31 protein-coding genes are annotated in these 26195 nt (G+C 37.1%); 19 read left to right on the top strand and 12 right to left on the bottom strand.

Translation table 11 applies throughout. The annotated features are described in order from the left end of the window. Positions 1-3: 3 nt before the first annotated feature. Both PZ898_RS24095 and PZ898_RS24090 read right to left on the bottom strand, forming a co-directional pair. Positions 4-378, bottom strand: coding sequence for a c-type cytochrome (locus PZ898_RS24095; RefSeq protein WP_120230523.1), 375 nt, complete (start codon positions 376-378; stop codon positions 4-6). Further along, positions 378-593: a hypothetical protein gene (locus tag PZ898_RS24090; RefSeq protein ID WP_034696013.1), complete on the bottom strand. Its 216-nt coding sequence runs from the start codon at positions 591-593 to the stop codon at positions 378-380. The genes PZ898_RS24095 and PZ898_RS24090 overlap by 1 nt, the downstream gene beginning before the upstream one ends. Positions 594-794: 201 nt before the next feature. Between PZ898_RS24090 and PZ898_RS24085 the strand changes: the two genes are divergently transcribed. The 14 genes from PZ898_RS24085 (at position 795) to PZ898_RS24020 (ending at position 12508) form a co-directional block, all read left to right on the top strand. Beyond that, positions 795-1247 (top strand): cupin domain-containing protein, encoded by a 453-nt coding sequence (locus tag PZ898_RS24085; RefSeq protein WP_216444999.1) that lies wholly within the window; start codon positions 795-797, stop codon positions 1245-1247. Between the two features lie 191 nt (positions 1248-1438). Continuing rightward, positions 1439-2080, top strand: a complete 642-nt coding sequence (locus tag PZ898_RS24080) for a hypothetical protein (protein WP_123278008.1) — start codon at positions 1439-1441, stop codon at positions 2078-2080. Between the two features lie 246 nt (positions 2081-2326). Continuing rightward, the gene (locus PZ898_RS24075; RefSeq protein ID WP_277694442.1) at positions 2327-3751 is read left to right on the top strand and encodes an anthranilate synthase component I family protein; all 1425 of its coding nucleotides are present in this window, start codon (positions 2327-2329) and stop codon (positions 3749-3751) included. 55 nt (positions 3752-3806) lie between these two features. After that, positions 3807-4409 carry an aminodeoxychorismate/anthranilate synthase component II gene (locus PZ898_RS24070; protein ID WP_062670937.1) on the top strand — a complete coding sequence of 201 codons (603 nt, stop codon included), beginning with the start codon at positions 3807-3809 and terminating at the stop codon, positions 4407-4409. 41 nt (positions 4410-4450) lie between these two features. Further along, complete coding sequence (gene trpD / locus PZ898_RS24065) at positions 4451-5437, top strand: anthranilate phosphoribosyltransferase (RefSeq protein ID WP_123278223.1); 987 nt, start codon at positions 4451-4453, stop codon at positions 5435-5437. A gap of 55 nt (positions 5438-5492) precedes the next feature. After that, a complete protein-coding gene (gene trpC / locus PZ898_RS24060) occupies positions 5493-6275 on the top strand; it encodes an indole-3-glycerol phosphate synthase TrpC (RefSeq protein WP_277694441.1) in 783 nt (260 codons plus the stop codon). A gap of 9 nt (positions 6276-6284) precedes the next feature. Next, a complete protein-coding gene (locus PZ898_RS24055) occupies positions 6285-6962 on the top strand; it encodes a phosphoribosylanthranilate isomerase (protein ID WP_277694440.1) in 678 nt (225 codons plus the stop codon). Between the two features lie 19 nt (positions 6963-6981). Then, positions 6982-7491, top strand: coding sequence for a hypothetical protein (locus PZ898_RS24050; protein ID WP_062670941.1), 510 nt, complete (start codon positions 6982-6984; stop codon positions 7489-7491). After that, the gene (locus PZ898_RS24045; RefSeq protein ID WP_277694439.1) at positions 7488-8033 is read left to right on the top strand and encodes a GNAT family N-acetyltransferase; all 546 of its coding nucleotides are present in this window, start codon (positions 7488-7490) and stop codon (positions 8031-8033) included. The genes PZ898_RS24050 and PZ898_RS24045 overlap by 4 nt, the downstream gene beginning before the upstream one ends. Before the next feature lie 3 nt (positions 8034-8036). Further along, positions 8037-9215, top strand: a complete 1179-nt coding sequence (gene trpB, locus PZ898_RS24040; protein ID WP_216445000.1) for a tryptophan synthase subunit beta — start codon at positions 8037-8039, stop codon at positions 9213-9215. A 96-nt stretch (positions 9216-9311) separates the two neighbouring features. Beyond that, the gene (trpA, locus tag PZ898_RS24035) at positions 9312-10046 is read left to right on the top strand and encodes a tryptophan synthase subunit alpha (protein ID WP_277694438.1); all 735 of its coding nucleotides are present in this window, start codon (positions 9312-9314) and stop codon (positions 10044-10046) included. 31 nt (positions 10047-10077) lie between these two features. Next, positions 10078-10806 (top strand): lipoyl(octanoyl) transferase LipB, encoded by a 729-nt coding sequence (gene lipB, locus PZ898_RS24030; RefSeq protein WP_277694437.1) that lies wholly within the window; start codon positions 10078-10080, stop codon positions 10804-10806. A gap of 361 nt (positions 10807-11167) precedes the next feature. Next, entirely contained in the window at positions 11168-12127 is a 960-nt protein-coding gene (locus PZ898_RS24025; protein ID WP_120230514.1) for a protein-glutamine glutaminase, read from the top strand. Between the two features lie 105 nt (positions 12128-12232). Beyond that, positions 12233-12508 (top strand): hypothetical protein, encoded by a 276-nt coding sequence (locus PZ898_RS24020; protein ID WP_131797470.1) that lies wholly within the window; start codon positions 12233-12235, stop codon positions 12506-12508. A 6-nt stretch (positions 12509-12514) separates the two neighbouring features. Here PZ898_RS24020 and PZ898_RS24015 read toward each other — a convergent pair whose 3' ends face one another. Beyond that, positions 12515-13267: an SDR family oxidoreductase gene (locus PZ898_RS24015; protein WP_062670957.1), complete on the bottom strand. Its 753-nt coding sequence runs from the start codon at positions 13265-13267 to the stop codon at positions 12515-12517. Positions 13268-13542: 275 nt separating this feature from the next. On the opposite strand from PZ898_RS24015, the gene PZ898_RS24010 reads away from it, so the two are divergent. The 4 genes from PZ898_RS24010 (at position 13543) to PZ898_RS23995 (ending at position 15695) form a co-directional block, all read left to right on the top strand. Next, positions 13543-14175, top strand: a complete 633-nt coding sequence (locus PZ898_RS24010) for an NAD(P)H-dependent oxidoreductase (RefSeq protein WP_062670959.1) — start codon at positions 13543-13545, stop codon at positions 14173-14175. A 32-nt stretch (positions 14176-14207) separates the two neighbouring features. After that, positions 14208-14645 (top strand): MarR family transcriptional regulator, encoded by a 438-nt coding sequence (locus PZ898_RS24005; protein ID WP_062670961.1) that lies wholly within the window; start codon positions 14208-14210, stop codon positions 14643-14645. Next, on the top strand, positions 14642-15067 hold the full coding sequence (locus tag PZ898_RS24000; RefSeq protein WP_062670963.1) for an organic hydroperoxide resistance protein: 426 nt from the start codon (positions 14642-14644) through the stop codon (positions 15065-15067). Before PZ898_RS24005 ends, PZ898_RS24000 begins: the two co-directional genes overlap by 4 nt. A gap of 193 nt (positions 15068-15260) precedes the next feature. Then, on the top strand, positions 15261-15695 hold the full coding sequence (locus tag PZ898_RS23995) for a hypothetical protein (RefSeq protein ID WP_277694436.1): 435 nt from the start codon (positions 15261-15263) through the stop codon (positions 15693-15695). Between the two features lie 88 nt (positions 15696-15783). Here the strand turns inward: PZ898_RS23995 and PZ898_RS23990 are convergent, their stop codons facing one another. The 9 genes from PZ898_RS23990 to PZ898_RS23950 form a co-directional block, all read right to left on the bottom strand. Then, positions 15784-16419: a peptide deformylase gene (locus PZ898_RS23990; protein WP_277694435.1), complete on the bottom strand. Its 636-nt coding sequence runs from the start codon at positions 16417-16419 to the stop codon at positions 15784-15786. Between the two features lie 197 nt (positions 16420-16616). Then, a complete protein-coding gene (locus tag PZ898_RS23985) occupies positions 16617-17489 on the bottom strand; it encodes a ChaN family lipoprotein (RefSeq protein WP_277694434.1) in 873 nt (290 codons plus the stop codon). Positions 17490-17604: 115 nt separating this feature from the next. Next, a complete protein-coding gene (locus tag PZ898_RS23980; RefSeq protein ID WP_123278019.1) occupies positions 17605-18633 on the bottom strand; it encodes a ChuX/HutX family heme-like substrate-binding protein in 1029 nt (342 codons plus the stop codon). 4 nt (positions 18634-18637) lie between these two features. Continuing rightward, positions 18638-19288, bottom strand: coding sequence for a class I SAM-dependent methyltransferase (locus PZ898_RS23975; RefSeq protein ID WP_216445007.1), 651 nt, complete (start codon positions 19286-19288; stop codon positions 18638-18640). A 2-nt stretch (positions 19289-19290) separates the two neighbouring features. After that, positions 19291-20064: a heme ABC transporter ATP-binding protein gene (locus tag PZ898_RS23970; protein ID WP_277694433.1), complete on the bottom strand. Its 774-nt coding sequence runs from the start codon at positions 20062-20064 to the stop codon at positions 19291-19293. Further along, a complete protein-coding gene (locus PZ898_RS23965) occupies positions 20064-21104 on the bottom strand; it encodes an iron ABC transporter permease (RefSeq protein ID WP_277694432.1) in 1041 nt (346 codons plus the stop codon). The genes PZ898_RS23970 and PZ898_RS23965 overlap by 1 nt, the downstream gene beginning before the upstream one ends. Continuing rightward, the gene (locus PZ898_RS23960; RefSeq protein ID WP_227943956.1) at positions 21088-21966 is read right to left on the bottom strand and encodes an ABC transporter substrate-binding protein; all 879 of its coding nucleotides are present in this window, start codon (positions 21964-21966) and stop codon (positions 21088-21090) included. The genes PZ898_RS23965 and PZ898_RS23960 overlap by 17 nt, the downstream gene beginning before the upstream one ends. A gap of 21 nt (positions 21967-21987) precedes the next feature. Continuing rightward, a complete protein-coding gene (locus PZ898_RS23955) occupies positions 21988-23103 on the bottom strand; it encodes an HmuY family protein (protein ID WP_228432249.1) in 1116 nt (371 codons plus the stop codon). Positions 23104-23119: 16 nt separating this feature from the next. Next, positions 23120-25225 carry a TonB-dependent receptor gene (locus PZ898_RS23950; RefSeq protein WP_277694431.1) on the bottom strand — a complete coding sequence of 702 codons (2106 nt, stop codon included), beginning with the start codon at positions 25223-25225 and terminating at the stop codon, positions 23120-23122. Positions 25226-25320: 95 nt separating this feature from the next. Between PZ898_RS23950 and PZ898_RS23945 the strand changes: the two genes are divergently transcribed. Further along, positions 25321-26127, top strand: a complete 807-nt coding sequence (locus tag PZ898_RS23945; RefSeq protein WP_062670987.1) for a choice-of-anchor J domain-containing protein — start codon at positions 25321-25323, stop codon at positions 26125-26127. The last annotated feature ends 68 nt before the right edge of the window (positions 26128-26195 follow it).

The following is a 26195-nucleotide window of genomic DNA, read 5'->3' as shown; positions in this document are numbered from 1 at the left end:
ATTTTATTTCTTCTGACTTAAAATATATTCCACCATTTTTTTTGCATCTTCTTTAGATACCTGTGGATGGGCAGCCATAGGCACACTTCCCCATACTCCACTTCCGCCCTCTATAATTTTGGAAGCCAGCAATTCCGTATCCTTTTCAGTATACTTTCCTGCAATTTCCTTATAAGAAGGTCCTATCATTCTCTCATTAACAGAGTGACATCCTGAACAGTCCAAGGTTTCGATGATCTGATCACCTGAAAGTTTAGATTGAACTGGTTCTGAAACAACTGCCGTTTCAGAAGAAGATGCCGCTTCTGCTGTATTTTCTTTTTTAGAACAGGAAATGATCATAAGACCTAAAGTTCCTGCTAAAAGTATTTTTTTCATTATTTCTTAGCTGTAGAATCTGTTTTAGCAGCTTCAGGTGCAGGAGCAGCTGGAGTTGCAGCAGCTGGAGCAGCAGTTTTAGCCGTAGAATCAACAGTAGCTACTTCTGGCTCTGGAAGCATTGTGTTTGTGTCCTGTAAAGAGTGATCTACTTTTTTAGAACAGCTTGCTAATAATAAACCTCCGATAAATGCGATTGCTAATACTTTTTTCATTTTTTTCTAATTTGGAAGCAAAAATATAAAAAATAACCTTTTAAACTTATGACAAATGTTTTCTTTGAGAAATATTTTTGGGATCGGAGTTTTAATTTAACAATAAAAAAAATAATTCAATACATAGGGATATTTAAAATAGGTTATTATTTTTGTATATCGGATAATCCGAGCCAAGACCAAAATATAAATATGAAGCTTATGGCTAAAAAAAAATTGTTGGCTACAACTTTCTTTGTTGTATCCTCATCCCTCTTCCTTTCGTGTGACAATTCATCTAACGAACCACAATCAGAATATTCTGATAAAATTGAATCGGTGACACTTTTAAAAACAACCAAATCATGGGATGGAACGGTATATCCGGCCTATCCTACCACACAGCCGGAAATCACGGTTCTTAAAATTGCCGTACCTCCCAATTCTGCATTGAGTTGGCATAAACATCCTGTGATCAATGCAGCTTATGTAGAAAAAGGTGAAATTCAGATTGAAAGAAAAGAGGATGGAAAAACGCAATGGATAAGAAAAGGTCAGGTGCTTCCTGAAATGGTTAATACCGGCCACAGAGGTAAAACTGGAGACCTCGGAGCAACGCTGATTGTTTTTTACAGCGGAACTCCTGACATTCCTTTATCTGAACCGGTACAATAAATAGTTCAAACGCTATGTTCGCAAAGTAATTATCATCAAACTCTATTTTGGGTTCACAAGGGCACTTCATTTAACTAATGATATTGTATTTTACTAATTGTAAGGTAGTTGCGAACATTTTATAGTTATTTTAATAACATCTTTGCGAACATAGCGTTTAAATAAAAGATTATTATAGTTATCTTTAATCCATGGTTTTAATTTCAAAAATTCTGTTTTTCACCAGTCATCATGGTTTTTATACTGTGGTTCTGTTGCTGGTATTCTTTGTAGGGCTTTCGTATATGACCAAAAAAACCTGGCTTTTAATACCTATCATTCCACTGGCTATATTAAATGGTTTTGGCGGACAGTTTTTAAACGCATGGTTTTTAAATAAATATGGAGTGGAAAGCACAGCTATCATCACGTCTGATGTAGAAACCAATTCTACCCTGAATGATATGTACATCCACGATTATGAGGCTATTGTGAAGAAACAGGACGGAAAATATACCACTACTTTTTTCTCCACTACTACTGCAGCGATTTATCCCATCCGAAATTCAATCAGAATACCTGGTGACAAGGATATACCCGTAAAATACATCCCGGGATATGAAAAAAACATTGTTATCCTTTATGACCAATCCAGGGAAGGAAAAATTGTATTACAAAATGAAAAACTGGCTCCTGTGAATTCTGCAAAAACCAAGTATGAAGCAGACAAAACGAATAAGGAATTCATTGAGGAGTATATTGCTACATTGGAAAACTACGTAAAATACTACAATGATGAAGCTTATAAAGAAAAAATCAAGGAATTAAAACAAGAGCTCAAGCAGCTTAAATAAAGGATTTTTATATTAAATTTTAGTATTTTCTGATATTTTTTAGTTTTTTTATTAAAAAAATTTCTACATTTGTCCCATGTTAAAAATGAACAACAATATTTGGTGGTGGCTTTCAAACTCTTCGTCGGGTCTGGAGGTATTGTCATGTTGTTAACTACAGCAGAAATAATCAAAAAACAATATATAGGCTTTGACGGATACCGTTAAAGCCTTTTTTTATTCCTTAATCTCACAAAAAACAATAAGATGTTGACCAACGCAATTACAATAAAAACTGTTTCGAAAAAAACACTGGGAGACCTTCATACCCCCATGAATATTTACCTTAAGATCAGGGATAAATTCCGTGACACCATTCTTCTGGAAAGTTCGGACTCAAAAAGTATTGATAATAATTTTTCCTTCATTGCAGTGAATGCCATCGCCGGAATTGAAGTGAAAAACCTCAACGAATATGAAATCAAACTTCCTGCCTCTGCTCCCGTAAAACAATTTATTATGGAACGAAATATCACAGATATATTTGAAGAGTTCCGAAAAATTTTTAACTGCAAAGAGACCAATGATCCGATTGAACAAACTGCTCAGAGTCTTTTTGGATATACAAGTTTTGAAGCGGTACAGTTCTTTGAAAACATCAATCTTAAACCACAGAGCAAGGAAGTAGAAATCCCTGTGATGAGATACAGATTGTACCAATATGTAATTGCTATCAATCATTTCAATGATGAAATGCATATTATTGAAAACTTTATCGATGGAGTAAAATCTGAACTTCATCTGTTGGAAAATCTTATTAAAAATCAGAATACTCCGGTTTATCCTTTCGAGAAAACCAGTGAGGAAACCTCTAATATTACAGATGAAGATTATCTTGAACTCGTAAAAACAGCACAGAAACACTGTATGCGTGGAGATGTTTTCCAACTGGTTTTAAGCAGAAGGTTTGAACAAAAATTCAAGGGAGATGAGTTCAATGTATACCGTGCTTTGAGAAATATCAACCCTTCTCCTTACCTATTCTATTTTGATTACGGAAATTACAAACTATTTGGATCAAGTCCTGAAAGTCAGTTAATCATTAAAAATAATAAAGCCATTATTCACCCGATTGCCGGAACTTCGAAAAGAACCGGAAACTTTGAAGCGGATCTTGAGGCTATAGAAGTGCTAAAAGCTGATCCCAAAGAAAATGCAGAACATACCATGCTGGTAGATCTCGCTAGAAATGATCTTGGAAAGCTTGGGAAAAATGTAACGGTTACTAAGCTTAAAGAAATCCAGCTTTTCTCTCACGTTATTCATATGGTAAGTGAGGTGACTGCAGATGTTGCTGATGACATCAATCCTCTGGAAATGGTTTCCGCTACTTTCCCTCAGGGAACATTAAGCGGTGCTCCAAAACATAAAGCGCTTCAGCTGATCAACCAATACGAAAAAGATTCCCGTGGATATTATGGCGGCTGTATCGGAATTATCGGGTTGAACGGAACCTGCAATCAGGCCATCATGATCAGAACCTTCTTAAGCAAAAATAACACGTTATTTTATCAGGCTGGTGCCGGCCTTGTGGCAAAATCTGTTCCTGAAAGTGAACTGCAGGAAGTCAACAACAAACTGAATGCTCTTAAAAAAGCCGTAGAAAAAGCTGAAAAAATAGTTGAAAAATAAATCCGTCAACCAGCAAACAGCAACAAAAAAATAGCAACTCTCTAACAAAAAAGCAATGAACAACAATATAAACACTCAACAACCACAGCTTAAAGTTCTCGTTTTCGACAACTATGACAGCTTTACCTATAACCTTGTCCAGATTATCGAAAGAATTCTGAATCAAAGAGTGGATGTGGTAAGAAATGATAAAATTACCCTTGAAGAGATTGGAAAATATGACAAAATCATCCTTTCTCCAGGTCCCGGAATTCCTGAAGAAGCCGGTATTTTATTAGACCTTATTAAAGAATACGCTCCTACAAAAAGTATCCTTGGAGTGTGCCTGGGTCAGCAGGCTATCGCTGAAGCTTTCGGAGGAAGTCTTATTAACCTTTCTGAAATTTTCCATGGAGTAGCCACCACTACTGAAATAGTAAAAGAAAATACTAAAGTTTTCAAAGATCTGCAATCAGGATTGGAAGTAGGAAGATACCACAGCTGGGCAGTCAATCCGGAAGGTTTTCCGGAAGAACTGGAAATCACAGCTGTAGATAAAGACGGAATGATCATGGCTTTGCAGCACAAAACATATGATGTACACGGAGTACAGTTTCACCCTGAAAGTATTTTAACACCGGAAGGAGAAGTAATCATTAAAAACTTTCTGTTGTCATGAAAATCTTAGAAATCCCTTCAACAAACATAAAAACGCCACAAATGAAAGAAATACTGCAATATCTGTTCAATCATAACACACTCTCAAAATCAGAAGCAAAAGCGATGATGATTGAGATTGCACAGAATAAGTTTAATGCCGCAGAAATTACTGCTTTTATAAGTGTCTTCCTGATGCGGAATATCACCTTGAAAGAGTTGGAAGGCTTCAGAGAAGCACTATTACACATGGCTGTTCCTGTAAAGATCGACACCAATGATGCCATTGATATTGTAGGAACCGGAGGTGACGGAAAAGACACCATCAATATCTCAACCCTGGCCAGCTTTGTAGTAGCCGGAGCCGGACAAAAGGTAACAAAGCATGGAAATTACGGAGCTTCCACCACTACTGGTTCATCGAATGTACTGGAAGAACTGGGATATCAGTTTAAAAACAGTTCAGAACAATTGAATGAAGATCTTGAAAGAGCCAACATTTGCTTTTTACATGCTCCTTATTTTCATCCTGCTCTGCAATCAGTTGGATTACTGAGAAAATCTTTGGGATTGAGGACATTCTTTAACCTTTTGGGTCCATTGGTAAATCCGGCAAAACCAAAATTTTCCATGATTGGAGTTTATAATCTGGAAATTGCAAGAATTTATCAGTATCTTCTTCAGAAGGAGGAACGTGACTTTACTCTGGTCCATGGTCTTGACGGATATGATGAAATAAGCCTTACTGACGATAGTAAAATCATTACAAAAAATGGTGAAGAAATCTATTCGGCAGAAGATTTGGGTTTCAATCCGGTAACACTGGAAGATATTAAAGCAGGAAGTTCTATTCAGGAAACCGCAAAAATATTTATGAATATTCTGGAAGGAAACGGTACGGAGCAGCAGAACTCAGTAATTCTTGCCAATGCTTCAGTAGCGCTGCACAACACCCATAAATTCGGAACGTACGATGACTGTCTTCTGCTTGCTCAGGAAAGCCTGCAAAGCGGAAAAGCATTAAACAGTTTTAATCTCCTGATTAATTAAATTCATTATTCACTTGCGAAGCAAAATTCACCATTGACCAAACTTAAACACAAAAATGACTATACTGGATCAAATTATTAAACGAAAAAAAGAGGAAGTTGCTGCTGCAAAATTGCGCATTTCTCTTGACCGATTAAAAAATACAGCCTTTTTTGGAAGACCAACCTATTCACTGAAGGAATCCATCAAAAATAAAAGCGGAATTATCGCTGAGTTTAAAAGACAATCTCCTTCAAAAGGAATTATAAACAATAGTGTACAGCCTTTGGAGGTAGTTTCTGCTTACGAAAATTTTGGAGCCAGCGGAATTTCAATCCTGACTGATCATGATTTTTTCGGAGGAAATTTAAATGATGTTCTGGATGTAAGAAATGAGATTACCATTCCGATTCTGCGAAAAGATTTTATGATTGATGAATATCAGTTTTATGAAGCCAAAAGTATTGGAGCTGATGTAGTATTACTGATCGCTTCATGTCTTTCACCAGCTCAGGTACAGGAATTTACCGAATTAGCTCACCAACTGAAATTGGAGGTTTTACTGGAAATTCATACAGAAGATGAACTGAAGCATTTCAATTCAGAAATTGATTTGGTAGGAATTAATAACAGAAACCTTAAAGATTTTAAAGTTAATCTTCAGCATTCCGTTCAGCTGAAAAACCAGCTTCCAAAAGAAGTTTTATCTGTTGCTGAAAGCGGTATTTACAATCTTAAAGATTTTCAGTTTTTAAAAGAAAAAGGATTTGATGGTTTCCTGATGGGTGAATATTTCATGAAAAATACAGATCCGGCCAAAGCTTTTGAAGAATTCGCTTCTCAAATTTTAACTCAATAATAATCAACAATGAACCTGCAACCTACAACCTCAAACCTGCCATCTCGCCTGAAAGTCTGTGGTCTTACAAAACCGGATCAGATTCAGGAATTGATTGCTATGAAAACAGATTTTCTCGGTTTTATCTTCTACGAAAAATCACCGAGATATGTGTTGAACCATCTGAGTCTGGAAGAGATCTCAACTATTAATCATCAGGGAAAAGTAGGTGTTTTTGTCAATGAAAAAGTAGAGATCATTGTAAAGATCGTTCAACATGCAGATTTGAATTTTGTACAGCTTCACGGTGATGAAAGTAATGATTTCATTGCTGAACTAAGACAAAAACTAAATCCTGAGGTTGGAATCATTAAAGTAATCAGAATAGGGAGTAATACGGCAGAAAATCAAAATAAAATAACACAAATTCCTGATCTGAAACCTATCACCTACTACCTATTCGATACTGACAGCAAAGCATTTGGCGGAACGGGAAAACAATTCGACTGGAATATTCTGAATGAATTTGAGATTCCTCTGCCCTACTTTTTAAGCGGCGGTATTTCTGAGGAAAATATAGGGAATATTGATACATTGAAACAACAACCTTTTGCTTTGGATATCAATTCGAAATTTGAAACAGAGCCCGGAAATAAAAATATTGACAGCATAAAAAAGTTTAAAACTTTATATCAGCAAAATAAATAACACATAAAAACACACAAGGATGAATATACATTTGCTCAAAAAGACATTTTACAAAACCTTATTTCCCCCTAAATTCGGGAATGAAAAAATCCAGAATCTGTATCACTTTGTTTCACAGAACGACAGTAATACAGAACATTGGGAAGTGGGTGGATTATTGTCTGATTTCATTTGTATTATTAAAGATTTTGAAGAAACAGATATTCAGTATTTTTTTGAAAGAATCAGCTTATGGAACAGCTATTATCTGGTGATTATTTCAGATAAATTTCTGGAAACTCATGTCAGATCAAGTATAAAATATGACTTAGGATTAATTTATGCCAAAATATTCCTGTTATATGAGGATTCCGATCCTTATTTTATGATTGATAATCTGGAAATTGCCATTACCATGTATCAGTCCAAAATAGATAAAGCAACCTTAATTGATTTAATGCATAAAATAGAATTACTGTACTATAAAAAACTGATTACCAAACAGCAAAATGATTACCATCTCACATTTATTAATAGTTTAAACCCATGAAATATCAGGTAAAAGAAACAAAATATTTAACAGAAGCCGAAATAAAACACATCCTGGAACTTTGGGATATTTCTGCATGGAACACCATGAAATCATCCTACTTCCGCTCTTTTTTTAAAGACTCGGAATTTCATTTTCTGATGGATATGGATGAAAGCATATTGGCCATTATGAGAGTGAATTTTGATTTCACCTTACAAATAGCAGACACCGGTTATTCCTTTGCGGAAGCCGTAGGGCTTGTTTCTGCTCATAAAAAGAAAGGGTATGGAACCGCTTTGGTGAAACATTTCAAAGAAAATGTTACTCAGAGAAATCTTGAGACAATTGGTTTCTGCCACGCTGATCTTCGTTCCTTTTATGAAAAATGTGACATAGAAATCCTCCATGACAAGGCCAAAATGATCAAAGAAAGTATCGGCTCGGAGTGGGTAAATTCTGAAGATGATGATATCTTGATTTTTCATACCTCACAGAAAAGAAAAGAGCTGCTCAACCAGCTGAGTGTACAAAACAACGCTTATTTAATGAATAAAGAATAAAAAATGAATTATAAAAACCCCGATGAAAACGGATATTATGGAGAGTTTGGAGGTGCTTTTATCCCCGAAATGCTCTATCCTAATGTAGAAGAACTGCAAAAAAACTATCTTGAAATCATAGAATCTGAAGATTTTCAGACAGAATATCAGGATTTACTGAAAAATTATGTAGGAAGAGCTACGCCCCTCTATTTTGCTAAAAACTTAAGTCAAAAATACCAGACACAGATTTATTTGAAACGGGAAGACCTCAACCATACGGGAGCTCACAAGATCAATAATGCTCTGGGGCAGGTTCTGTTGGCAAAACGTCTTGGAAAAACCAGAATCATTGCTGAAACCGGAGCAGGACAACATGGTGTTGCCACAGCTACAGCGTGTGCTTTGCTTGGTCTTGAGTGCATTGTTTATATGGGAGAAATTGATATCCAGAGACAAGCCCCAAACGTCGCAAGAATGAAAATGCTTGGGGCGGAAGTTGTAGCAGCAACTTCAGGATCAAAAACCCTTAAAGATGCCGTAAATGAAGCGTTAAGAGACTGGATCAACAATCCTGTGACGACTCATTATGTGATTGGAAGTGTGGTAGGACCTCATCCTTTTCCGGATCTTGTGGCAAGATTTCAAAGTATTATTTCAAAAGAAATTAAAGAACAGCTGAAAGAGAAAATCGGAAGGGAAAATCCTGATTATGTGATTGCCTGTGTGGGCGGAGGAAGTAATGCTGCGGGAACTTTCTATCATTTTGTAGAGGAAAAAGAAGTAAAAATCATTGCTGCTGAAGCCGGAGGGATGGGTGTAGATTCAGGAAAATCGGCTGCGACTACATTTTTAGGAACCCTTGGAGTCCTTCACGGAAGCAAAAGCCTTGTGATGCAGACGGAAGACGGACAGGTTATTGAACCCCACTCTATTTCTGCAGGGCTGGATTATCCTGGAATAGGCCCTTTCCATGCGCATTTATTTAAAGAAAAAAGAGCAGAATTCTTTAGTATTAATGATGACGAAGCTTTACAATGTGCTTTTGAACTTACCAAACTTGAAGGAATTATTCCTGCATTGGAAAGTTCTCATGCGCTGGCAGTTTTAGACAAGAAAAAATTTAATGAAGATGATGTTGTCGTTATTTGCCTGAGCGGACGTGGAGATAAGGATATGGAAACGTATCTGAAGAATTTGTAAAATGTCGGATGTAAAATGTACAATGTACTTTCTCACCTGAGTTTAATACTATTTTCTACATTGTACTTTGTACGTTATACTTTAATACAATAAAAAATGAAAAAACTAAATATATACTTCACAGCAGGAATTCCACAACTGGAAGATACCGCTGATATTATACAACTGATTCAGGATTCCGGAGCAGATATGATTGAAATCGGAATGCCTTATTCTGATCCTGTAGCAGACGGCCCTGTCATTCAGAAAGCTCACGAACTGGCTTTACAAAACGGAATGACGATCGAAAAACTGTTATCTCAGCTAAAAGCCATCAAAGACAAAATCAACATTCCAATTATTCTGATGGGATATATCAATCCGGTATTGAGTTTCGGATTTGAGAAACTCTGTGCAGCATGTTCGGAAAGTGGTGTTTCAGGGCTGATCCTTCCTGATCTTCCTCCTATTGAGTTTGAGAAAAACTATCAGCATATCTTAAAACAATTTAATCTTAATTTCACTTTCCTTGTAACACCGGAAACCTCCGATGAAAGAATGATCTATCTGGATTCATTAAGTTCAGGATTTCTGTACGCAGTAAGCTCTTCTTCCACTACCGGAAATGAAAATGCGGTTTTAAAGAATGAGGACTATCTTTCCAGGCTCGCTGCTCTTCCACTTAAAAATCCGGTGATGATTGGGTTTGGAATTAAATCGAAAGAAGACTTCGAAAATGTAACGGAAAAAGCAGATGGCGGTATCATCGGAACTGCTTTCGTAAATATTTTACTTCAGGATAGAGACTGGAAGAAGAATGCCATAGATTTTATCCATTCCATAAAAGGGTAAAATTCACTAAATTTGTATATCAAAAATTGAAATGAATACAAATCAAAATAAAGCAGTAGAATTTGAAGATTTAGGAATCAAAGAATATCAGCCAGCCTGGGATTATCAGGAACAGCTGATGAAAAACATCATTGATACCAAAATAAAAAACAGAGATCTTCCTGCAGAACAGCATAATATTACTCCCAACCACCTTCTTTTCGTAGAGCATCCTCACGTGTACACGTTAGGAAAAAGCGGACATGAAGAAAATATGCTTGCCGGTATTGATAAGCTGAAAGAAATTGAGGCTACCTTCGTGAAAGTAAACCGCGGTGGAGATATTACGTATCACGGTTACGGACAGGTTGTGGGCTACCCTATTCTGGATCTTGAAAACTTTTTCACAGATATTCATTTATATATGAGGAATCTGGAAGAAGTGATCATCAGAACCATTGCCGAATATGGTATTAAAGGAGAACGCTCACCAGGAGAAACCGGAGTATGGCTGGATGTGGGGAAACCATACGCCAGAAAAATGTGTGCCATGGGAGTGAAAGCTTCCCGTTGGGTAACTCTTCACGGCTTTGCACTGAATGTGAATACGGATATGCGTTATTTTGAATACATTATTCCATGTGGGATCAAAGATAAGCAGGTTACTTCTTTAAAAAGAGAGCTTGAAAGAGAACTGACACCAGAAGAAATGGAAGAACTGAAAGCAAAGATCAGAAAGCATTTCGCGGATGTTTTTCAGGCAGAATTGATTTATAAATAGTCAAGTTTACTTACAATAAAATGAGCCCGGTTTCAATCGTTGAAACCGGGCTTTTAGTTTTATGATAATGTTATTTTTATTCACCTTGACTATCCACAACGTTTGTTATTCAGTAGGAATCCAGACTGCAAGGTTAAAAAAACATTATTTTAATTTTTTTTATTTTTCTTGAATATTTCTATAAAAATGATCTTTTTTTCATCTTTTTAAATATTATAAAATCAATAAAACAACAGAATAATGTATTTTTTTCAAAAAAAATCTTGCATATATTTTAATTTTTATTACTTTTAATGTCACAAATAAGTGAACTATCATAATTAAAATGTTCACTGAAAATTAACCACAAAATATAAAAACTATGAAAAAATTTCTGTTATCCATGATGGTATTCGTGACGGTACTGTCAGTGAATTCCTGCTCAGATTCAGCTGCCAACCAGGATCCTAATCTTGTTGCCAAGGAGTCTAATGAAATCGCAATGAAAGATTTTGGCAAAACTGTTCCGGTAGGGATTGAAAAAGAAGATGGAAAATTTAAAGTTTCATTTATGGTTTCCGCACAGCCCTATCAAATTAAGGATACCAAAGAAAATGCAGGATTTATCTCCATGATCAAAGAAGCAGTAGAAAATGAAACGCCTGTTCAGGTTTTCCTAAAGGTCAATTCTAATGAAATTGCTAAGGTTGAAAAAGCAACTGCTGATGACATCCGTTATTTTAAAACTGTTTTCAACAAAGAAGAAAGAGGTGACAGCAAAAAAGCAGTAAGCGTTATTCCTAATCTTGCAACGCTGAACAGTTTATTCACTCAGATCAAAAATCAGGCTTGTGGAACTTCTACCGCATCTTCACCATGTATCACATTCAGATATCCTGTAGATGGATGCTATGCAAGAGCGCACAAAATGAGACAGATCCTTTTGAACGCAGGTTATGACTGCGAAAAACAGTTCGTTTACGGTAATCTGAGAGCGTCTACAGGAACCTGCTGCGTTTCATGGGTATATCACGTAGCCATTCTGGTAAGCTTCAAAAATGCTTCAGGAATTGTTGAGAAAAGAATCATTGATCCGTCATTATTCTCCAGCGGACCGGTAACCGATTCTGCATGGAGAGCTGCTTGCACCAATACAAGCTGTGGATCTGCTTCAGTATCTTCTTATGCCAATACTGCAGGAAACGTATACTACAGAAGTCCATCAGGATCTCTGTTATATGATAACAATTATGTGAATACCAACTGTGTATTAAACATTTTCTCATCCCTTTCCGGATGTTCTCCTTCCCCTGCACCTAGTGTAGCGAGCTGTGGATTCTAACTAATTTATATAGAGCTCCTGCCGATATTTTGATATATTGCAGGAGCTTTTTACTTAATCCTTTTTATTATGAAAGCCTGGTCCTATTTACTATTACTTTTTATTATGATTACATCCTGTTCCGGAAATTCCACTCCGCAGAATTTAACCTGGTATAATAATGCCACTATTTCCGATATTACTGAAGATCCGGACAAACCCAATGAACTGGTACGTGTTGCTATAGGAATCAGTGCGCAGGTATTTTATCTTTCAAAAAAATCGCCGGAATATAAAAGCCTCATGGAAAAAGCGACTCAAAGCTTTAAAAAAGGTAAGGCCTATAATATTGGTATTGAAAATAAAACCAATATCATCAAAGAAATTAAAGAGGTCAAATAATCCGGATTATCTGATCACAGAAATTCCGGCATCCACTTTCACTTCTGCCCCATGAATATAGGAAGCTTCTTCTGAAGCCAGAAACAGAACTACACTGGCTATTTCTGAAGGCTCTCCCTGTCTTTTAAAAGGAATTGTCGGAATAATATCATCAATAGCGCTTTCTATCTGCTCTCCGGTTAAACCTGTATTATTAAAAATATTGGTTTTGATATGTCCGGGACTTACTCCATTCACACGGATTCCACGTTCTGTAAGTTCTACAGCAAAAGTTTTGATCATTGACTGCACTGCAGATTTAGCTGCAGAATACACCGAAAAATTAGGCATCGCAATATCCGTTGCCACTGAAGTATTGAAAATAACAGAGCTTCCGCTTTTCATTAATGGCAACATCTGCTGTACCGTAAAAAACGGTCCTTTCACCAGCATATTAAATAATTCGTCAAACTGATTTTCATCCACATATTCCACAGGTGCAAATCTTCCGTATCCTGCATTGGCAAAAACCAGATCAATATGTTCTGTATATTTTCTGACTTCCTGCTGAAGATTCATCAAATCTTTTATATTCCCAGCGTTAGATACGATTCCAAAGGCATTTTCTCCAAGCTTTTCCAAAGCATTATTCACGGTTTCTTCACTTCTGCCTGTAATAATGACTTTCCCTCCTTCTTCTATAAATTTCTGAGCGGTAGCCAGACCCATTCCATTGGTTCCTCCCGTAATTAAGGCGGTTTTGTTTTTAAATCTCTGCATTGTTTTTAGTTTAAAATTCTATGACAAATATTGGAATTCCTAGGCTTTGAAAAAATCCGAATCATGCGGAAATGAATAAAATTGAAACTAAAATTTCTAACTGCCATCTTCATTATTTCACCTTTTTAAAGTTTATCAATAATTGCTATCAATAAAATCTTTTAAAATTAAATTGCACACAATTAAATTGACTGTATATTTGTACTGTTAATTTACTTCAACAATAAATAGAGGTGATAAAAAACAAAGTAGTTTAATTTAAAAACAAAATAAAAATGTCATTAATAGAAAATCTAAACTGGAGACACGCTGTAAAAGCTTATGATCCTACCAAAAAAGTTTCACAGGAAGACCTTAATACTATTTTAGAATCAGCAAGACTGGCTCCTACTTCGTCGGGCTTACAACCGTTCAGAATTATTGTAGTGGAAAATCAGGAACTGAAAGAAAAAATGGTAGCAGGTGCATTAAACCCTGAAGTAATGAGAGATTCTTCTCACGTTTTGGTCTTTGCAGCATGGGACAGTTATTCTAATGAAAAAATTGACAAAGTTTACGATTATCATACAGATGTAAGAGATCTTCCGAGAGGCCGCTTTGGAAGCTATACCGATAAAATCAAAGAAATATATGGCGCACAGACTCCTGAAGAGCATTTTGCACACACTGCCCGTCAGACTTATATTGCCTTAGGAATTGCCCTTGCACAAGCCGCAGAGCTTAAAATTGACAGTACGCCGGCAGAAGGATTCAGCAATGAGGTGGTAGATGAAGTACTGGGATTAAAAGAATTAGGACTGAAAAGTGTAAGTCTTTTGTATCTTGGATACCGTGATGAAGCTAATGACTGGCTTTCTACTATGAAAAAAGTCAGAATTCCAATGGATGAATTTATCATAAAAAAGTAATACCTTCATCGAATCTTTCGTACTCAAAAATTATGGAAAATCCGAAAACACCCAAACTGGAAAACCAGATTTGCTTCCCGTTATATGTTATTGCCAAAGAGATTACAGGGCTTTACCGTCCTTTTCTTGATGAACTGGGCATTACCTATCCGCAATATCTTGTGATGATGATATTATGGGACGGTGACGGACTTACGGTAACTCATATCGGAGAAAAACTGTTTCTGGATAGTGGTACTTTGACCCCTCTTCTTAAAAGGCTGGAGTCTAAAGGATTTATTATCCGAAAAAGAAAAAAAGAGGACGAAAGAGTGGTTGAAGTATTTTTAGACGAAGCAGGAAAACAGCTTCAGCAGAAGGCATGTGAAATTCCGGGAAAAATTCAGGAAAAACTGGGAATACAACCGGAAGAGCTGTTGCACCTTAAAGACACCGTCTTAAAAATCTTAAACAAAATAGAAAATAAATGAAAACGTTATATACAACTCAGGTCACTGCTCAAGGAGGAAGAAACGGACATGTGAAGAGTGAAAACGGAGTGCTGGATCTTGATGTAAGAATGCCGAAAGCTTTAGGAGGAGCCAATGATGATTTTGCCAATCCTGAAATGCTTTTTGCAGCGGGATATTCTGCGTGTTTCGACAGCGCTCTGAACAGAGTGATCAGTCTTTCTAAAGTAAAAACAGGTGAAACAACAGTGACTGCTCAGGTGAGCATAGGTCAGCTTGAGAATGGCGGCTTCGGATTGGCAGCAGAACTGGATGTGAACATCCCTGGAGTTTCTATTGAGGAAGCACAGGCTTTGACAGAAAAAGCACACCAGATCTGCCCTTATTCTAATGCGACCAGAAATAATATGGAGGTGAAACTATCAGTCACCAACAACGATTAATCCAATTTTTTTAAGCATAGTTATAACGAAAGGAGCTGTTTCCATGGAAACAGCTCCTTTTTATTTTTTTATTTTCCCGCTGATTTCAATGATGGCGCAGATCATTAAGGCTATTTTTTATGTATATAGTGTTTATGAATGTCATTCGTCATTTATAACTCAATATGATATTAAAATAGAGTAATTTTGTGTCATGGAAATCATTATAGATATTGTATGCCAGGTGTATGCAGGGCAAAAATCAAGAAAGACGATTGATCTTGTTTTGAACACATTCCTTCCCGGATATGAAAAATTAAATCTCGATTATACTTTCCCAAGGCACGACAAAGATTATATTTTTAAAACAGAAGACGAAATGATTGGTTATTTCATCGAAAACCCTGCCCTTGACCAAACTTTTTACTGGAATAAATATCATGATAATCCTGACAAAATAATGGTGGGTGCCAATATTACAGATGATGACAGGCTTATTATGAGCCTAACAATGGACACTACGGAAGAGAAAAGAGATATGTACTTCAATAAGCTAAAAGAAGTTTTACAATCAGATATCGGAGTAATTACCTATGTATATCCCGCAGGTTATGAAGATGGAGAAGATTTCATTGTAAAATATGGTTAGAAACATACATTTACTTAGCCTTATAACAACTTCTCATCATTCATCATTTATAATTCATCATTTATAATTCATCATTTATAATTCATCATTACCTCCTGTCTTTATTTACATCACTTTTTTGATAGGCATCTACTTTTTTATAGGAATTATTTTTCTCTTTTTCCTTTTTATCGGAAATCAGGATGCCGAAAAGGTGGTCGATTTCATGCTGGAAAATCACCGCAGTAAAACCTTCTACGATTTCTGAATATTTCTGTCCTTTCAAATCCACATATTCCAATTGGATGACTTTACTTCTGTAAAACTGGTCTCTGAAATCAGGAATAGATAAATCACCTTCGGGGCCAAGATTCTGCAGATCGGAACGCCATACAATGACCGGGTTAATAAAATATTCCAGCGGTGTTCCTTCCTTATCAAAACGCTGTACCCAAATGATCTTTCTGTTGATTCCCACCTGAGGAGCAGCAATGCCTACTCCACCATCTGTTGAAAGAAGAGATTCTTTCATCCTTTTTACCAGAACAGCGGTGTTAGGATCAAGAGGATCAGCTTCTGAAGAAATGTTCAGCAGGGTTTGGTGCTGATTATTATCTGTCGTCTGATAGATGGGTAACGCCGTGTTTACATCTCCCTGATTGATGATTGAAACTTCACTGGAGGTGAGTTTCTGAGCATTAAAAAATCCGGTAAAAAAGATCAGCAGGATAGGGATTTTTTTCATATGTTTTTGAATCTGATACAAAGGTAAATATTGTGGTGTAAAAATAATTTATTTAGCAATGAATTTTAAGTTTTGGCTAAAGCCAATGGAATTTTGATATAAAAAAATGAACGGGCTAAAGCCCGTTCCTATTGAATGAATGCAATTGAAATTATTTAATTCATAATAAGATCTGCTCAATCCGCATCATCTTCTTATTAAAAAGTCTTCGTCATATCCGCAGGAATAATCAGATTGAAATCTGTCGGGATATAATCTTTGGCAGGTACTTTCAGTTCGGGATCGTCTGATTCAAAAACAGAAATTACGGCCATTTTCAAATTAGGATTTTTCTGTTTGATATACCAATAGATTCCTCCAAATTCTTTACTGTGATAGTTACCGTTGTAGTGGATGAAGGTTTTTCCGGCCTGGTAGCTTTTCAGGATAGATTCAGCCATCGTAGCGTCTTTTACAGCCTGAGCTGAAATGAAATTCATCACTTTGGTTCCTTCTGCATGATCTCCCATCATCTTTTTCATTTCCGGATATCCTGGAGTGTCTAACGTTACTTTAATCGGCAACCGGGCAATGTAGGTTTTCTCTTTTTCGCTTAATTTATTCAAGGATTCAAGACCTTCTTTGGCGGTTTGAGAGGCATATCTTCTCGGGATATTCGTGGCAATAAAATTCAGTTTTTTATCTTTGGCAAAATCTACCAAAGGCTTGTAATCAGTTGCATAATTGTTCCACAAACGGGCAGAATCTTTTAATGTTTTTGCATCAAATCTTCCGTTTAAATATTGATCCAGCTGCGTCTGGTTATCTCTTTCAAACATTTCCGCTCCTAAGATCAGCTGTCTGTTCTTTTTCACAAACAAAGCTTCCGTAATCTTCAGCTGAAGCCAGTGATTGATAGAACTGTTATGATTTTCGCCAAAAAAGACCACATCATAATCCGCCAGTTCTTTTACCAGCTTTTCTGTCTTTACTTCTTTTCCTTTTTTATCGTAAAACTGATATGCTTTTAAATCCTGTGCCTTCAATGCACAGAAACCAGCCAGCAGTATCGCTATGAAAATATTTTTCATTTTTTTATATTTAGTCACAAATTACACAAATATTCATGCATTTGCAGATTGTTTCAATAAAAAAGACCGCTTTGAATTTTACAAACAAAACGGTCTCATTCAAATCATCTAATTATTATTTCTCTAAAGCTGCTACAAGGTCCTTCCACTCCTGAAGCTCAGGAATTCCAGGTTTTCTTTTTCCGAAGAACTGAACGATAAAGTCTCCTTCTTTGTTGAATACTTCGATAGCGGTTACTTCTCCGTCTTCAGTCGGTTTTTTCACAATCCACGCTTCTGCAATTTTCGTTACGTCAAGATGTAAGTTGAAATCAGGATCCATCACATTGAACCATTGCTGGTGCCAAAGTGTTTTCTTCACATTTCCTGTGTGAATCTGGATAATCCCTCTGTTTCCAACGAAAACCATGATCGGAACGTTCTTTTCAGAAGCATCTTCAAGGATATTCACCACTTTCGCATTATCAATTTTCTTAGCAAATCCTTCCGGAGCCAATCTTAATGCCTGCGTTCTACTTACTCCATATTTTCTGGTCATCATAAAGAAATCATGAGTATCTTTCAATTCTGTCCAGGCTTTTTTGAATCCCTCCACATCAATGTCTGAATCTGCTTTTTCAGCCTGTTTTGGAGCGATTGCTTCAAAAGCCAATGCCTGATTCTGATCTTCTGCTCTGAATTTTTCTACGATCACATCGAAAGCAGCTTCATTACTGTCTTTTGTTAAATAAATCTTGTGAAGTGCCAGACCATCTTTTCCGAAAAACTGAAGGCTTTTCTTCTCTCCTTCCAGTACTGCAAAAGCAAATTTCCAGTGGTTAAGGAAAATTCTGAGATCAATATCTTCACCCACAAAAAGCTGTGCATGAGGACTGCTGAAATCTCCGTTCAGATAAGTCCCTTTTCTTTCATGAACACATTCATCATTACGGGTAAGAGCCATTACTTTTCCTAACTGCTCAGCTTCTGTAAGGATTCCCTGGAAATCCGGGTTCAGGACAGTTACTCCTTCTCCTATGCTTGTTGCCAATAATTCTGCCTCACTTACTTCTAACTGTGCTGCTGCATTTCTTATTCTGATATGTGGATTTTCTGCTTTCAGAGCTTCCCATTTTTCCTTTAAATCATTAACTAATGTGCTCATTACTTTACTTTTTTATGGTTAAAATTGTATAAATTCTTCGTATGGTTTCGTTTCCTGTTTTACTTTTTATTTCTTCTTCTCTTTCAGAAGTTTTCATCCTTTTAAATTGGCTTTTGGAGACCAGCTCTTCCATTTCACTGTTGCTGTACAAAGTGAAATCATATTCCGTAAACGGCAGTTTTTCCATGAATTCTTTTTGTCCGAATGTAAGAACAAATGTTCCGTCATCTTTTAAAACTCTATAAATCTCGTTTAGAAATTCAACCGGATTTTCCCAGAAATAAACTGTGTTTACGGTAAATATTTTATCAAAAGTTTCATCTTTAAAAGGAAGCTTATTCCCTTCGTATAAAACAAATTCTGCCTGGCTTTCAAATTCTTTATTGAGCCTTTTGGCTTCATTGTGCATGGTTTCAGAAATGTCAATCCCTGTGTATTTCAGGTTTTTGGCAAGGCTCATGATACTTTTCAGGTGTGCGGCATTTCCGTGTCCTATTTCAAGGATTTGCTGGCCGTCATCAATCACAAGTGTTTTGATGCTCTCTAACGTCATGCTGATGTTAGTGGCATTCATCATTTCACCAATCTCGATGCCTTTTTCACCCTGAGGATTGGCAAGATTCTGTGCGAGGATTTTGAGTTCTTCTTTTTCCATGGTTATCCAAAAATGATCATTGGGTTATTCGTAATAGGGTGTCCGCAGATGGTACAGGGGAAGTTATAGGCATTGCTGATATTTTCTTCAGTAAAAACTTCCTGTGGAGTTCCATAGGCAGAGACTTGTCCTGATTTCATTAATAAAATCTTATCTGCAAACTGTGCAGCAAGGTTCAGATCATGCAAAACAACAATAGCACTGTTGGCTTTTTTGGTGAAATTTTTGATAATTTCCAATGCTTTGTACTGATGTTTTATATCTAAATTATTCAACGGTTCGTCCAGAAAAACCAGTTTATGGGCAATTCCATTTTCAAGCTGTGCCATCACTCTTGACAGATGTACACGCTGCTTTTCTCCTCCCGAAAGGGTATTGTATTCTCTTTCTTTGAGATGAAAAATATCGGTTTCGTACATCATATTGTTCATGGCTTCAAGATCTTCTTTTCCTGGTTGGGCATCAAAATAAGGATATCTTCCCATCATGATCACGTCCTTCACTTCAAGCGGAATATCATTGCTGTTATGCTGCGAGAACTTGGCTTTGTGTTTAGAAAGTTCCCGGATACTCCATTCTCTGATGGGTTTATCTTTAAACAGAACTTTGTTATTTCCGGATTTCACTTCATCTGCCAATACGCTCAGAAGACTTGATTTTCCTGCTCCATTGGGTCCCACAATGGCCAGGAATTCACCATATTCCAGTGAGACATTTACCCCGTCCAGAATTCGGAATTCTTTATGTTGATAATTAATCTGATGTGCCTTGATCATTACAGTGATTTTTTAAATTTAACCAAAATAGCGATAAAAATAGGGCCTCCCATTAAGGCTGTTAAAATCCCTATCGGCAGTTCTGACGGTGCCACAATACTTCTGCTGAAGGTATCTGCCGTTAATAACAAAATGCTTCCGCACATTGCCGATAATGGCAAAATAAAAACATAATTGGATTTGAATAAAAGCCTTAAAATATAAGGTACAATAAGCCCTACAAAACCAATTGTTCCTGAAAATGCCACGCAGGTTCCCACCATTAATGCCACGGTGATGATGATCTGTTTTTTCAGTCTTTCCACATTGATCCCCAGATGCTGTGCATCTTTTTCTCCCAGCATCATTGCATTTAAGGCTTTTCCTTTGGGTAATAAAATGATGTAGGCGATGGTGATCACAATGGCGAGAATGATATTCTTCGGCCATGTTGCTGCGGCCAGGCTTCCCAGGTTCCAGAAAGTAAGATCTCTGAGCTGTTCATCTTTTGAAATATAGATCAAAAATCCGGTTATCGAAAATCCGATAGCTGTAATGGCAACTCCGGTAAGCAGCATCATCACTACATTGGTTTTCCCTCCGCTTGTTGAAATTCTGTAGACCAGCATCATGGATAAAAAAGAACCGATAAAAGCGGCTATTCCTACCAGTGAAAATTGTACAGCTTCAGGAAGATATTCTTTGAAATGTCCTCCTAAAACAATCGCAATGGCTGCCAGCAACGTTGCTCCTGATGTAAGTCCTATTAAATCTCCCGTTGCCAGAGGATTCTTGAAAAGTCCCTGAAGACTCGTCCCGGAAACCGACAACATACTTCCCACTAAAATGGCCATGATAATCCTGGCTGCTCTTACGTCCCAGATCACATATTTATCACTCAGCGATAAACCGGGATCTTCTTTTATCAATTGCCACAGAGCCCTGAACGGAGAGTTTTCTCCGAAATCATAAACTCCTGTATTAAGTGACAGTACTGCTATAATGATAAGCAGTACCGCACTTATAATAAGATAAAAGTATAGTTTACTTTGTGCTTTCAATTAAAAGTTTGTTTAATCCTACTGCTGCTTCTCCTACTCTTGGTCCAAAACCTGATACCAAACCTCCGTCCATTGCAATGATTTTCTTGTTCTTACCTGCATTGGTCTGAGATACTCCCGGCATTTTTAGCGCACCTTCGTTTCCTCCTGCTCCCTGTAAACCGGTTTCAAAGAAGAATAATACATCAGGATTAGCTTTTACAACCGCTTCCGGTGTCAATGGTTTGAAATCTTCAAAATCGGTTACTGCATTTTCTCCCCCTGCAAGGGTGATCAATGAAGCCATTGGGGTATTTTTACCACTTACCATCAACATATTTCCTCGGGCGTAGATGAACAATACTTTTGGTTTTTTAGCGATAGGCTGTACCTGCTTAAGGTCAGCATCAATTTTATCGTTTAGTTTCTGATAATCTGTATTTCCTATAGCTTTTGCTACCTGCTCGATCAGTTTTTTAGTTCCTTCAACCGTATATTCCTGTTTAAAAACTTCGGTTTGAATCCCTGAGGATTTGATTTTCCCCATTAATTCCGGATTGATATCTTTATCAGAAGCCAGAATCAATGTTGGGTTTACAGCCATGATCGGTTCAATTGTCATTGATCTCATGTGGCCTAAATCTTTCGCTGTAGCTTTTAATGAGGCAGGATAGGTGCTGGTAACATCAGTTCCCACGATTTCTTTTTCGTGGCCTAAAGCAGCTACGATTTCAGTAATTCCTCCGTTTAATGTTACTATTTTATTGTTGGTTTTGGGTGCTTCTGAACTGGCTTCTGTTGTATTTTCTTTTGCTCCTGTCTCTGCTTTTTTGCAAGAATATACTGCTACAAGAACAGAAGCTGCAAGGATGAATTTTTTCATGATATACTATTATTTGATTATTTATAAAGGTTCGAATTCAAAATTGGTGTATCCTCTTTCTCCTTTTGTATTTTTCATGGTATTGAATCTCAGCTTGAAATAAAAGCCTTCAGCATCTTTCAATACAAAAAAACGGTCTGCATACACAAAAGGAACAGGATTGGATGCCGTACCGGTAGTGGTTCTCCATTTATCCCCGATAGCCCTCTGGTCATTGAAAACAAATTTTGAAGACTCTACATCTTTTAGTTTAAATGCATTGTAAGCAGTATCAAGATTTCCTGTAACCGGTACCTGGTAAGCACCTACTCCATTCAAAGTATTGGTTGTTACAAAATCTGCATAAAAATAGCTACCTGCACTGGTTGTAGGTCCCATGAAAACTTCATTGGTAAATGTTGTGAATGCCAGATCCCATTTCTTTTTCTTTGGCTGAATTTTTACCGGGGTTCCTGTTTTCAGATTGAAGAATGAGAAGCTGTATTCTGTATCTTTGGTAATCATATATTCTTTGATGTCTGCTTCTGCTGCGTTCACATCACCATAACGGATTTTGTATCCATTCTGAGCTCTCAGGATCTGAATTTTTTTCCATCCTCTCGGATCACCGGACAATGAAACTGAACCTGCCCCGATATTGGCGGCAGAAGGTATTTCTCTCCCAAGATTGATCAGATACACTGGGTTATCAGCATCATTTTCTTTGATGGCATCAATTCCTGAAGTCTGATTCAGGAAGTCACCATTAGGATTGTCAACATATTTCATATTGGCAGCATCAAATGTTCCTACCTGAGCAATATCTTTTAAACTTGAAATATCAGCTTCCTTTACTTTACTGATGTCTGATGCGTTGGGTATTTTGATCACCGTCATGGCAAGAGATCCGTTCATGATCACTCTGTAGGCATCGCCGCTGTAAAAACCAAGATCCCAGTCTGTCCTGCTGTTGACCGCCGGATTGGTGTAGTCACTTAAGTCGATCCAAACCTGGTTAGGTTCTGTAGGGCCGCCAATTGGCACACTTACTTCAGATCCCGTCATAGGCGGAACCGGAACCGGATCTTCGTCTGCAGAAAGACAAGACTGTGTGGCTGCCATGATGGAAAGAACAGATACTATTTTTAAATACTTCATAATCGTAACTTATTATTTAAAATTGAAACATTAATCGGGCAAAATAGCTTCTGCCATAATATAAATTAACAAAGCCATTGGCAGCTGTATGAGCTGAACCGGCCACTGCCGTAGAGTTTAATCTTGTTACATCAAATATATTTTTCACTCCTGCAGAAATTTCAAAATGCTTATTCCAGAAAGGTTGGCTTACAATAAAATCCATCATATGGAAGCTGTCTACTTTTCCCAGGCGGAAACCGCTTGCTCCGTCAGACACATAAATTCTGTCCGGGCCCGTGAATTTGTAGTAAAGGGCAAAATTAGTGTCGGTACTTTTCAGTTTATAAGTTGCTGAAGCGCCTGCCTGTACCAGATACTGAAAGTCTGTTGGGGAAGAAGATTTCAAATCAATCATCGATACTGATGTTCCGTTTACTGATCCTCTTAAAGACAGGGCAAACTGATCTTTTCTGAAATCTACATTAGCAGAGAATAGTAGATTTTTATAGGTATTAAGGTTCATATATTTATAGGTGGAAGGCTCCTTTACCATTACCATTTCAATCCTGTCACGTACATCGAGGTATAATGCGTCTACTCCATAAGCGATCTTCCAGCCATCATCTGCTGAAAAGTTCTGATTCCAGAAAAGTCCTGCAGAGAATCCCTTTTCAGGATTCAAGTCCGGATTTCCCTGTACATCATGGTTAAGATTCACAAAATAGGTGTACAACTCGTCATATTTTGGGAAGCGGTTAGCCGATCCCACCACTGCTCTAAGATTTGAATTCTCAGAGGTTTTATATCTTGCTGATAAAGAGTAGTTGTATTGATTATTAAAGTTTTCGCTAAGAGAAAGTCTTACTCCCGGTCTTAAAGAGAATTTGTCTGACACATTCCATTCTGCAGAAAGGAAATTGGAATAGGTGAAGATCTTTCTTTTTACCGCTTCACCAAAGAAATCTCCGGCAATTAAAGCAGCATAGCCATTGGTATAGTCTAATTCATATCCTAACTGAAAATCAAAAACCTTGCTGTCGAGGAAGTTGCTGAACATCCCTCTTGAATAGATGACATCGGTCTTATAATAAGACTTTTCTTCCTGACGGCTTTTGATTTGTCTGTTCGGGATATCGTAATTATAGTCGTAGTATTTCCTATCCTGGTTCTGATACGAGAAGTCTCCCATGTATCGGATATGTCCCAGATTAGTCTGAATATTGAACTGGTGAATCCATCGATCGGTGTTATATCTTCTGTCTCTGCTTTCATACGAAACACCGCCCAAACCATCATTAAGAGGATTTCTGTTCACCTCCGGATTATAGAAATTGAATTTTTCGTCAAGATAAGATAACTTGTAAAAGAATGTCGTTTTATTTTTGGTATATCTTAATAAAGCAGACGCATCATACTGATCTTTCGGGTTCCATTCATACCCTCTCTGGTTATCCTGCCCGAAATATTTGTAGCCTTTGCTTTCTCCTTCATATCCCATAAACTGATTATGGTTGAAATTGATACTGGCAAACCATTCATTGCTGATGTTATAATCTACATTAAGGTTCTGAATATGCCTTCCGTTTCCTCTTTTCTTAAGATCATAGTTGTCCCTTACTGTTTCTTCCTGTATCGAACCTCTAACACTGATCTTTTTTGTACTGTTTTTTTTGGTAATAATGTTGATAACCCCGGCAACGGCACCATTTCCATATTCAACCCCCATACTTCCTTTTACAATTTCTATTCTTTCGATATTGCTTAAGGTAATTTTGGTAAGGTCAATATTACTTCCCAGTCCTGTATCCCCTACTACCGGAATATTGTCTATAAGGATCTTTACATAATCACCATTAAGTCCCATGATATTGGCGGTGGAGTTTCCTGAGCGGGTATCCGGAGTGATCTGTATGTTAAGACTTTGATTCAAAACCTCGGCAACATTCGTTGCTGCCATATTTTTGATCTGTTCTGCATCAATAACATCAACCTTATATATCGATTTGTTAATGGACTGTTGCATATACTGTCCTGTAATAACAACTTCTTCAATTTTCTTTTGATTAAGAGAATCCTTTTCTTGTGCATTTACCCATAAGGCCACGGATAACGATAGAACGGAAAGCACTTTCTTCTTCATAAGGGTACAAATTTTCAGCAAATATAAAACTTTATTTAGACTCATTAAAAATAATTATATATTTTTGTGGAATAATTCTAAATAAAAATAATCTCATGAAATTACAATTACTTTTAGGAGCTCTGATGTTTACAGCCTTAACGGCGAATGCTCAGGTATCTAACATCAATGAAAATTTCAACAATTTTACCGCTGGGAATACTACTTTCCCTCAGTTTGGATGGTCTGCCATCGTTGCACCAATAACCGGTGAGTTCCCTCCTGTACCTCCAAGAATGATTGTAGCAGGAGATTCCAACAGATTCGTTCAGTCGTATGCAGGAAACAATGCAACAGGTTCTTCTTATCTGATTACGCCGCAGATTGAGACTCCAACAGGAAATAAAACTTTGACTTTTGATACTACCCTGGTATCTCCATCTCCTGGTCCGGGAAGCATTCAGATAGGAGTAGCCTCCAACCCTGCAGACATGTCAACATTCGTTCCTGTAGGAAGCCCTATCAATGTATCGGTTATTGGTACAGTACAGAATATCAGTGTTAATATTCCGGCATCCACAGGCTCATACATTGTATTTAAGTTCACTCCTACTGCTACTCACGTAGCAATCCAGATAGATAATGTAGTGTATAATACAACTGCTTCTTTAGGCGTATCAGACAACAATAAATCGACAGAAAATTTCAGATTTGCCTTAAATTCTGATCAGTCTGCAATAGAATTCATTGCCAAAAAAGATCCTAAAAACATTCAGATCTATTCTGCAGCAGGACAAAAAGCAGCGGAAGGTAAACTGAACGGACAAAGATTTGATATCAGCACACTTCAGACAGGAGTATATTATATGAATATTGAAACAGCAGAAGGAAAATTCATTCAATCAAAATTCATTAAAAAATAAGGTTCATCAGACTATTATTGGCCTTTATTAAAGCCGGTAGGACTGTTCTTACCGGCTTTTCTATGCTT

The organism is Chryseobacterium sp. WX (assembly GCF_029542485.1).
Taxonomy (GTDB): Bacteria; Bacteroidota; Bacteroidia; order Flavobacteriales; family Weeksellaceae; genus Chryseobacterium; species Chryseobacterium cucumeris.
The sequence above is the reverse complement of the archived record's forward strand: the minus strand, read 5'-3'. Positions and strand labels throughout refer to the sequence as shown.